The 7189-nt window shown below is 64.8% G+C and carries 7 protein-coding genes; 6 read left to right on the top strand and 1 reads right to left on the bottom strand.

Annotated features, from left to right (window positions below):
* A partial coding sequence (locus ACLP9N_RS39360; RefSeq protein ID WP_442412462.1) for an alpha/beta hydrolase-fold protein occupies positions 1-544 on the top strand: 544 nt, incomplete at its 5' end.
* An 11-nt stretch (positions 545-555) separates the two neighbouring features.
* On the opposite strand, the gene ACLP9N_RS39355 is transcribed toward ACLP9N_RS39360, so the two are convergent.
* The gene (locus ACLP9N_RS39355; protein ID WP_442412461.1) at positions 556-987 is read right to left on the bottom strand and encodes a lipoprotein LpqH; all 432 of its coding nucleotides are present in this window, start codon (positions 985-987) and stop codon (positions 556-558) included.
* A gap of 698 nt (positions 988-1685) precedes the next feature.
* On the opposite strand from ACLP9N_RS39355, the gene ACLP9N_RS39350 reads away from it, so the two are divergent.
* The 5 genes from ACLP9N_RS39350 to ACLP9N_RS39330 are packed head-to-tail and all read left to right on the top strand — an operon-like array spanning position 1686 to position 7170.
* Positions 1686-2435: an MlaE family ABC transporter permease gene (locus ACLP9N_RS39350; protein WP_442412460.1), complete on the top strand. Its 750-nt coding sequence runs from the start codon at positions 1686-1688 to the stop codon at positions 2433-2435.
* Positions 2435-3283 (top strand): ABC transporter permease, encoded by an 849-nt coding sequence (locus ACLP9N_RS39345; protein WP_442412459.1) that lies wholly within the window; start codon positions 2435-2437, stop codon positions 3281-3283. The genes ACLP9N_RS39350 and ACLP9N_RS39345 overlap by 1 nt, the downstream gene beginning before the upstream one ends.
* Before the next feature lie 2 nt (positions 3284-3285).
* Complete coding sequence (locus tag ACLP9N_RS39340; RefSeq protein WP_442412458.1) at positions 3286-4758, top strand: MCE family protein; 1473 nt, start codon at positions 3286-3288, stop codon at positions 4756-4758.
* A gap of 28 nt (positions 4759-4786) precedes the next feature.
* Positions 4787-5815 (top strand): MCE family protein, encoded by a 1029-nt coding sequence (locus tag ACLP9N_RS39335; RefSeq protein WP_442412457.1) that lies wholly within the window; start codon positions 4787-4789, stop codon positions 5813-5815.
* Positions 5812-7170: an MCE family protein gene (locus ACLP9N_RS39330; RefSeq protein WP_442412464.1), complete on the top strand. Its 1359-nt coding sequence runs from the start codon at positions 5812-5814 to the stop codon at positions 7168-7170. The genes ACLP9N_RS39335 and ACLP9N_RS39330 overlap by 4 nt, the downstream gene beginning before the upstream one ends.
* Positions 7171-7189 lie beyond the last annotated feature (19 nt).

Genomic DNA, 7189 nt, shown 5'->3' with positions numbered 1-7189 from the left:
CTTGTCGAACGAACTGCCGAACTGGTTGGCCGCGAACAAAGGCCTGGCGCCCGGCGGGCACGCCGTCGTCGGGGCTGCGCAGGGCGGCACGGGCGCGATGATGCTGGCCGAGTTCCACCCGGATCGGTTCCGCTACGCGGGTTCGATGTCGGGCTTCCTGTACCCGTCCAACACCACCGTCAACGGGGCTATCACGGAAGGCATGATGCGCTTCGGAGGCGTCAACACCCAGGCGATGTGGGGTGCCGCGCAATTGGGACGGTGGAAGTGGCACGACCCCTATGTGCATGCCGGGGACTTGGTGAACAACAACACCCGGGTCTGGGTTTTCTGCCCGCAGACGGTGACGGCCAGCGACCCGGCTGCGATGATCGGTTACCCCGACCAGGCGCAGGGCACAAATGCCTCGTTCTACGCGTACTACAAGCAGGTCGGCGGCCACAACGCGCATTTCAACCTGCCCACCGGCGGCGACCACGGTTGGTCGTCGTGGGGTCCCGAACTAGGGGCGATGGCAGGGGATTTGGCCGCCAGCATCAGGTGATACAGCCAGCGCTAGCAGGCCACTTTGACGGTGAAGTCGGTCGTCGTCCTGGTATACGGTTGCTCGACGTGGAATCCGGCGGCCGTACCGGTGACCGTGTACGTCTGATCGACCATGGCGAGCCGGGCGCTGCCCTGCAGGTCTTGCCAGTAGCTGCCGGTGAACCCCTCGACTTCGTTGAACGTCACCGCCTTTGGGGTATCGGCACCGACCAACACGGTAATTCGAGAGCCGGTACTCCCGATATCGATCGAGGTCACCCCTTTCCCGATGTTTTGGCACTCCACGCCTCGGAGCTGGCCGGTCCCGTTCCCGTTGACGGTGGCTTGTGCGGTGCCGCCGGGCAATGCGCCGACAGGAAATGTCAGGGCCGCCGGTGCCGACGAGCAACCTGCGGCGGTTACCAGGAAAAGCACCATGGCGGCAGTGGATCGTCGCTGCATGAGTCACCTCGAATGTGCTCGCGGCTACTGGTTGAAGTTAGTCATGTTAGCCAGCGACCGAGTCGCAAGCCAGCCGCCGCCTCGTCGACCGCAGCGGAAAGTCGTTCTCACAGTTGCGCGTCGCCAGGCACCGGCGAGCAATCTCGACGGGCGCGCCAGCCGGACGCGGCGTTAGTTGCTGACAGCGGGACTGCCCCCGGCGGTTGGTTCAACTGGTCATTGCCAGCGAACTATTCACGGACCTGTCGACGGCATCCTGACGGCTGTTTTGCGGCGCTAGGGCCGTTGGGCTGCAAGCCGCCCCCGGAACGTCATTTGCGGCCGGTCCGGTTGTATCGGCTTGAACAGGTGATTCAACATAAGCGTTAATTTATCCGACCGAGCCGCGCGGCGGCCCGACATGCCGTACGGTGCCGGATCGGCGGGACCGCCGGCACGGCTGAGGCCTCCGGCAAAGGTGTGTCCGCCCCGTACACAGCAAATAGCACTTGGCTTACTAGGTAGCCTTAGTAGCTACGCTCAAGCGGTGGTCGATTTTGTTGCCAGAGTTGTGGAAGTTGAGGTACCGTCTTGCGGCATCCTCTCGTGTCGGGGGTCACAATCTTGCGGAGGTCGGGAGCTGTGTCACAGGAGCGGATCGCCGCCGGGCCGGTCACGAGTAGGCGCGCAGGTATCCGCTAGTGGTCGCGACGAATCCAATGACCAAGCCGCTCCGCGAAATCGGCGCTTTCGTCGCAATGTCGCTGGACACCATGGTGCAGTTCGTGCGCCCGCCGTGGGCTTGGCGCGAGTTCGTCCACCAGAGTTGGTTCACCGCCCGGGTGTCGCTGGTGCCCGCTGTCCTGCTGGCAATCGTCTTCAATGCGTTCGTCATATTCCTGCTCGACGTGCTGTTCTTTGAGATCGGCGCCGGGGATAACTCTGGGACGGGCGCCGCCCTGGCGGTAGTCGCGCAGATTGGGCCGGCAATCACCGTGCTGGTGATCGGGGGCGCCGCCGCGACCGCGATGTGCGCCGACCTTGGTGCGCGCACGATCCGCGAAGAGATCGACGCGATGCGGGTTATGGGTATCGACCCGATTCAGCGGCTGGTCGTACCGAGGGTGGCGGCGCTGACCCTCAACAGTTTTTTGCTGAGCGGACTGGGGACAATGGTCGGCTTGGCTTCCGACTATTGCTTCGCGGTCTTCGTCAGCCACGTCAACCCCGGCGCATACGCAGCCAGTCTGACCCTGCTCATCGGCCTGCCCGACGTGATCATCGCCGTCATCAAGGCGACCCTGTTCGGCCTGGCCGCCGGTTTGATCGCCTGCTACAAGGGGTTCACCGTGGGCGGTGGTCCGCAGGGCGTCGGTAACGCGGTCAACGAAACCGTCGTATATACCTTCATGGCCCTGTACGTGATCAACACCCTGCTCAGTGCCGTCCTGGCGCAGGTGCAGCACTGATGAGCACTCCCAGCGCCCGGGCACCGAGGCTGGTCCGCACTCTGCAGGCGGGGGTCGCCGAATGGAACCGCATCGGGGAGCAAACCGCGTTCTATATCCGTGCGATCGCCAGCATCAAAGACGCGCTCATCTACTACAGGACGGAGACGTTGCGCGTCATCGCCCAGATGAGCCTGGGCGTGGGCGCGCTGGCCCTGATCGGCGGCACCGTGGCCATCGTGGCCTTCCTCCTCCTCAACGTCGGTCTTCTGGTCGCGATCGTCGGTTACAGCCAGACGGCGAACCTTGGGGTGGAGGCCCTCATCGGGTTCTTCTCCGCCTACGTCAATCCGCGCCTGGCCGCGCCGTTGATCACCGCCATCGGACTGGCCGCCACGATCGGCGCCGGAGCCACGGCTCAGCTCGGTGCGATGCGAATCAGTGAAGAAATCGACGCGCTGGATGTGATCGGCGTTCGCACCATGGCGTACCTGGTATCGACCCGGCTGTTGGGCGGTGTGGCACTGGCGATTCCGTTGTGTTGCATATCCCTGCTCGTCGGATTCGCATCGACGCAGTTCCTCGTCCAATTCGCCTATGGACAGTCGAGTGGCGTCTACGACCACTACTTCCGCACCTTCCTGCAACCCACTGACGTGCTGTGGGCGATGGTCCAGGTAGTCGTGCAGGGAGTCGTCGTCATGCTGATCCACACCTACTACGGCTTCAACGCCTCGGGCGGTCCGGCCGGCGTCGGAGAGGCAACCGGCCGCGCCGTGCGCGCCTCACTGGTCGTCTTGACATTGGTGACGGCCGCGGTGGGCCTGGCGCTGTACGGACGGTCCGGCAACTTCCACCTGTCGGGATAGCAATGGCGAAAACGAAGCGGCGTGAAGCGGGTCTGCATCCGGCCCTGTGGACGTTGATCCTTGTCGTCGCGATCATCGCGGGCGGTGTGTTCACCGTGCTCGCTTTCAACCGGGACCTGCAACCGTACGCACGCGTCACCCTGGTATCGGACCGGGCCGGTCTCGTGATGGATCTGGGGGCCAAGGTCAAGTTGCGCGGCGTGGAAGTCGGTCGGGTCTCCTCGATCGAACCCGACGGCCGGGTGAAGCTGCAGCTCGAGCTTTATCCCGACCAGCTCAAGTACATCCCGGCCAACGTCGAGGCTCAGATCACCGCGCCCACGGCGTTCGGCGCCAAGTATGTCGAGCTCGTCACGCCCGATCACCCGAGCTCCAAAAGGCTTGCGGCGGGCGCGGTGCTCAGGTCGCGCAACGTGAGCACCGAGGTGAATACCACCTTCCAGAACCTCGTCGGTGTGCTGAACCAGATCGACCCCGCGAAACTCAACGCGGTGCTCTCGGCGTTGGGTGAGGGCTTCCGCGGCAAGGGAGAAGCGCTGGGGCAGGCCACCACCGACCTCAATCAGGTGCTGATGGCGATCAATCCGCGCAGTGACACCATCCGGGCCGATTACCGGGCGTTGAAGGGATTCAGCGACACCTATGCCGCGGCGGCCCCCGACATCCTGTCGGTGCTGAATTCCGCCAGTACGACGAGCACCACGATCACCGACAACGCACAGGCGCTTGACTCGCTGCTGGTGAACGTTGTGGGACTGTCCGACAGCGGCATCAACGTCATCGGACCGGCCAAGGACAACCTGATCCACGGGATCAACACGCTGGAGCCGACCACGCGCCTGCTGACGAAATACAACCCCGAACTCACCTGCCTGCTGGTCGGCGCGTACAGCGGCCTGAACGATCTGATCGAGACGGTTGCCGGCCACAACGGAAAGTCGCTGATCGGCGATGCCGGCATCTTGTTCGGCGACGACATGTACCGGTACCCGGACAACCTGCCCATCAACGGCGCCAAGGGTGGAGCCGGCGGGGCCCCCGGCTGTGGTTCACTGCCGGACGTCGGCAAGAACTTCCCGGTGCGCTACGTCGTGACCAATACCGGCTGGGGCAGCGGGATGGACGTGCGCCCGAATCCCGGCATCGGCTTTCCGGGGTTCGCCAATTACGGCCCGGTTAGCCGGGGGACGCCGAAACCTCCGAGCATCTACACGCTGAACGGCGGGCCGGCGCCGGGTCCGGTTCCGTATCCGGGTGCACCGCCCTATGGCGCGCCGTGGTACCTGCCGGATGGAACCCCGCTGTATCCCGGCTTGCCGCCTGCAATACCGGGCAGGCCGCGAGAACCCGGCCCACCGCCTCCGGGGTCGGAACAGACGGTGGTGGCGCATCCGGCGCAGGTGCAACCCACCCCGGTGCCGACGGCCCCGCCATCACCCCCGCCGCCGGCGCCGCCTGACGAGCCCGACCACTGACCGCCGGAATCGATAGAGAAGGGTAGAGATGCGAGAGGACTTGCGCGGCTCGCTGTGGCGTTTCGCCATCTACGCGGCTGTATGCTTGTGCGCGGGGATGCTGGTGTTCCTGATCTTCGGCCAGTTTCGCTTCCAGGACGAGAAGGTCTACACCGCGCACTTCGCGAACGTGTCCGGGTTGCGCAACGGCAATTTCGTGCGCATCGCCGGTGTCGAGGTGGGCAAGGTCAAAAAGATTGCGCTGCAGCCCGATTCGACGCTGCGCGTGCAGTTCTCCGTTGTCCCCTCGGCGGTGCTCACCGAGGGCACCCGCGCGGTGATCCGCTTCGACGACCTGATCGGCGGCAGGTTTCTTGCGCTGGAAGAGGGAGCCGGCGGCGTCAAGCGGCTTCGTCCCGGGGATTCGATCCCGTTGAGCCAGACCGAGCCGGCGCTGGATCTGGACGCGTTGATCGGAGGCTTCCGGCCACTGTTTCGTGCGTTGAACCCCGACCAGATCAACGCGTTGAGCGGCCAGCTGATCGCGGCGTTCCAGGGCCAGGGCGCGACGATCAGCTCCTTTTTGAACCAGGCCGCCGCGTTGACCAACACCTTGGCGGATCGGGATCAGCTGATCGGTCAGGTCATCACCAACCTGAATACGGTGCTGGGATCGCTTGGGGGCCAGAGCAAGCAGTTCGCCAAGGCCGTCGACTCGCTCTCGGAGCTGGTGAAGGGCCTTGAAGCGCGCAAGCAGGACATCAGCAATGCGGTGGCCTACGGCAACGCGGCCGCCGGGTCGCTCGCCGACCTGCTGGCGCAGGGCCGCCCGGCGATCAACAAGGTGGTCCACGAGGTGGACCGAACCGCCGGACTCATCGACGCCGACAAGGATTTCGTCGACAACCTGCTCAACACCCTTCCCGACGCGTACCAAATGGTGGGCAGGTTGGGCCTTTACGGCGACTTCTTCAGCTTCTACCTGTGCGACGCCCTGCTCAAGGTGAACGGCAAGGGTGGCCAGCCGGTATATGTCAAGGTAGCCGGCCAGGACACCGGGCGGTGCACGCCGAAATGAAAACCTTCTCCGAACGCAACCCGCTCAAAGTCGGTGCCATCGGTATCGGCGTAACCATCGGCGCGATGTGGCTGTCGCTGAATTACCAGAAGTTGCCGTTCATCGACCAGACCCGAGATTACTCGGCCTATTTCGCCGAGGCGGGCGGACTGGCGGCCGGTAATCTGGTTCAGGTTTCGGGCTACCGCGTCGGTGATGTGTCGTCGGTCGATCTCGACGGTCCGCGGGTGCGGGTCACGTTCCGGGTCGACAGCGACGTTCGGCTGGGCGATCGCAGCGAGGCGGCAATCAAATTGAAGACCCTGCTGGGCGCCAAGCTCCTGGAGATCACCCCACGGGGAGATGGGCAGCTGGACAAGCCGATACCGCTTGAGCGGACGACCTCGCCCTATCAGCTGCCCGACGCGCTGGGCGACCTCTCGACCACGATCAGCGGGCTCAACACCGACCAGCTGTCACGGTCGCTTGCGGTGCTGTCGGACACGTTCTCCAACACTCCACCGGACCTGCAGGCCGCCGTGCGGGGTGTGGCGCGATTCTCCGAGACTCTGGACCAGCGTGATGCGCAGCTGCGGACCTTGTTGAGCAATGCGAGCAAGGCCACCACCGTGCTCGGCGAACGCAGCAACGAAGTGGTGAGCCTCGTGGGCAACACCAACGCCCTGTTGGTCCAGTTGAGGACCCAGAGCAGCGCACTGGATCAAATCTCGAACAATCTCTCGGCGGTGGCCCAGCAGGTCAAGGGCTTCATCGCCGACAACCGACAAACGCTGAAGCCCGCACTGGAAAAGCTCAATTCGGCGTTGACGATCGTCGACAATCGCAAGGAGCGGGTGCAAAAGGCGATCAAAGGGCTCAACGCGTACGCCCTGTCGCTGGGCGAATCGGTGTCGTCCGGACCCTACTTCAAGGCCTACCTGGCCAACCTGCTGCCCGGGCAGTTTGTGCAACCGTTCATCGACGCTGCATTCTCCGACCTCGGGTTGGATCCCAACGTCTTGTTGCCCTCGCAACTCAGTGACCCGCAGACCGGCCAGCCGGCAACCCCGCCGCTGCCGATGCCGTACCCACGGACCGGCCAGGGCGGGGACCCGAGATTGACTCTGCCCGATGCCATTACCGGAAATCCCAACGACCGTCAGTGCGGTCCGACGGGAGTGTCATTGCCCGGCCCGGGCTGCTATCCCCTTCGGGAACCGACGCCCGCGCCACCTCCCGGCGGCCCGCCGCCGGGTCCCCCGGCCCTGACGCCGCCGGGCCCGCAAGCGTCGGTCCCCTCCCCGCCGGGGCCGGTCGAGCAGCCGGCACCCGGACAGGTATCGCCGACGGGGCCGCCCACAGGGGGTGGGCAGTGAAGCATTCACGGAGGGCCAG

Source organism: Mycobacterium sp. (assembly GCF_052144515.1).
GTDB lineage: Bacteria > Actinomycetota > Actinomycetes > Mycobacteriales > Mycobacteriaceae > Mycobacterium.
Note: the sequence above shows the minus strand (reverse complement) of the source record. Positions and strands in the feature narration are given on the sequence as shown.

Excerpts from the sequence above, each read along its gene's own strand:
- ACLP9N_RS39330 (WP_442412464.1), top strand. The coding sequence starts at position 5,812 with ATGAAAACCTTCTCCGAACGCAACCCGCTCAAAGTCGGTGCCATCGGT.
- ACLP9N_RS39335 (WP_442412457.1), top strand. The coding sequence starts at position 4,787 with ATGCGAGAGGACTTGCGCGGCTCGCTGTGGCGTTTCGCCATCTACGCG.
- ACLP9N_RS39350 (WP_442412460.1), top strand. The coding sequence starts at position 1,686 with ATGACCAAGCCGCTCCGCGAAATCGGCGCTTTCGTCGCAATGTCGCTG.
- ACLP9N_RS39345 (WP_442412459.1), top strand. The coding sequence starts at position 2,435 with ATGAGCACTCCCAGCGCCCGGGCACCGAGGCTGGTCCGCACTCTGCAG.
- ACLP9N_RS39340 (WP_442412458.1), top strand. The coding sequence starts at position 3,286 with ATGGCGAAAACGAAGCGGCGTGAAGCGGGTCTGCATCCGGCCCTGTGG.
- ACLP9N_RS39355 (WP_442412461.1), bottom strand. The coding sequence starts at position 987 with ATGCAGCGACGATCCACTGCCGCCATGGTGCTTTTCCTGGTAACCGCC.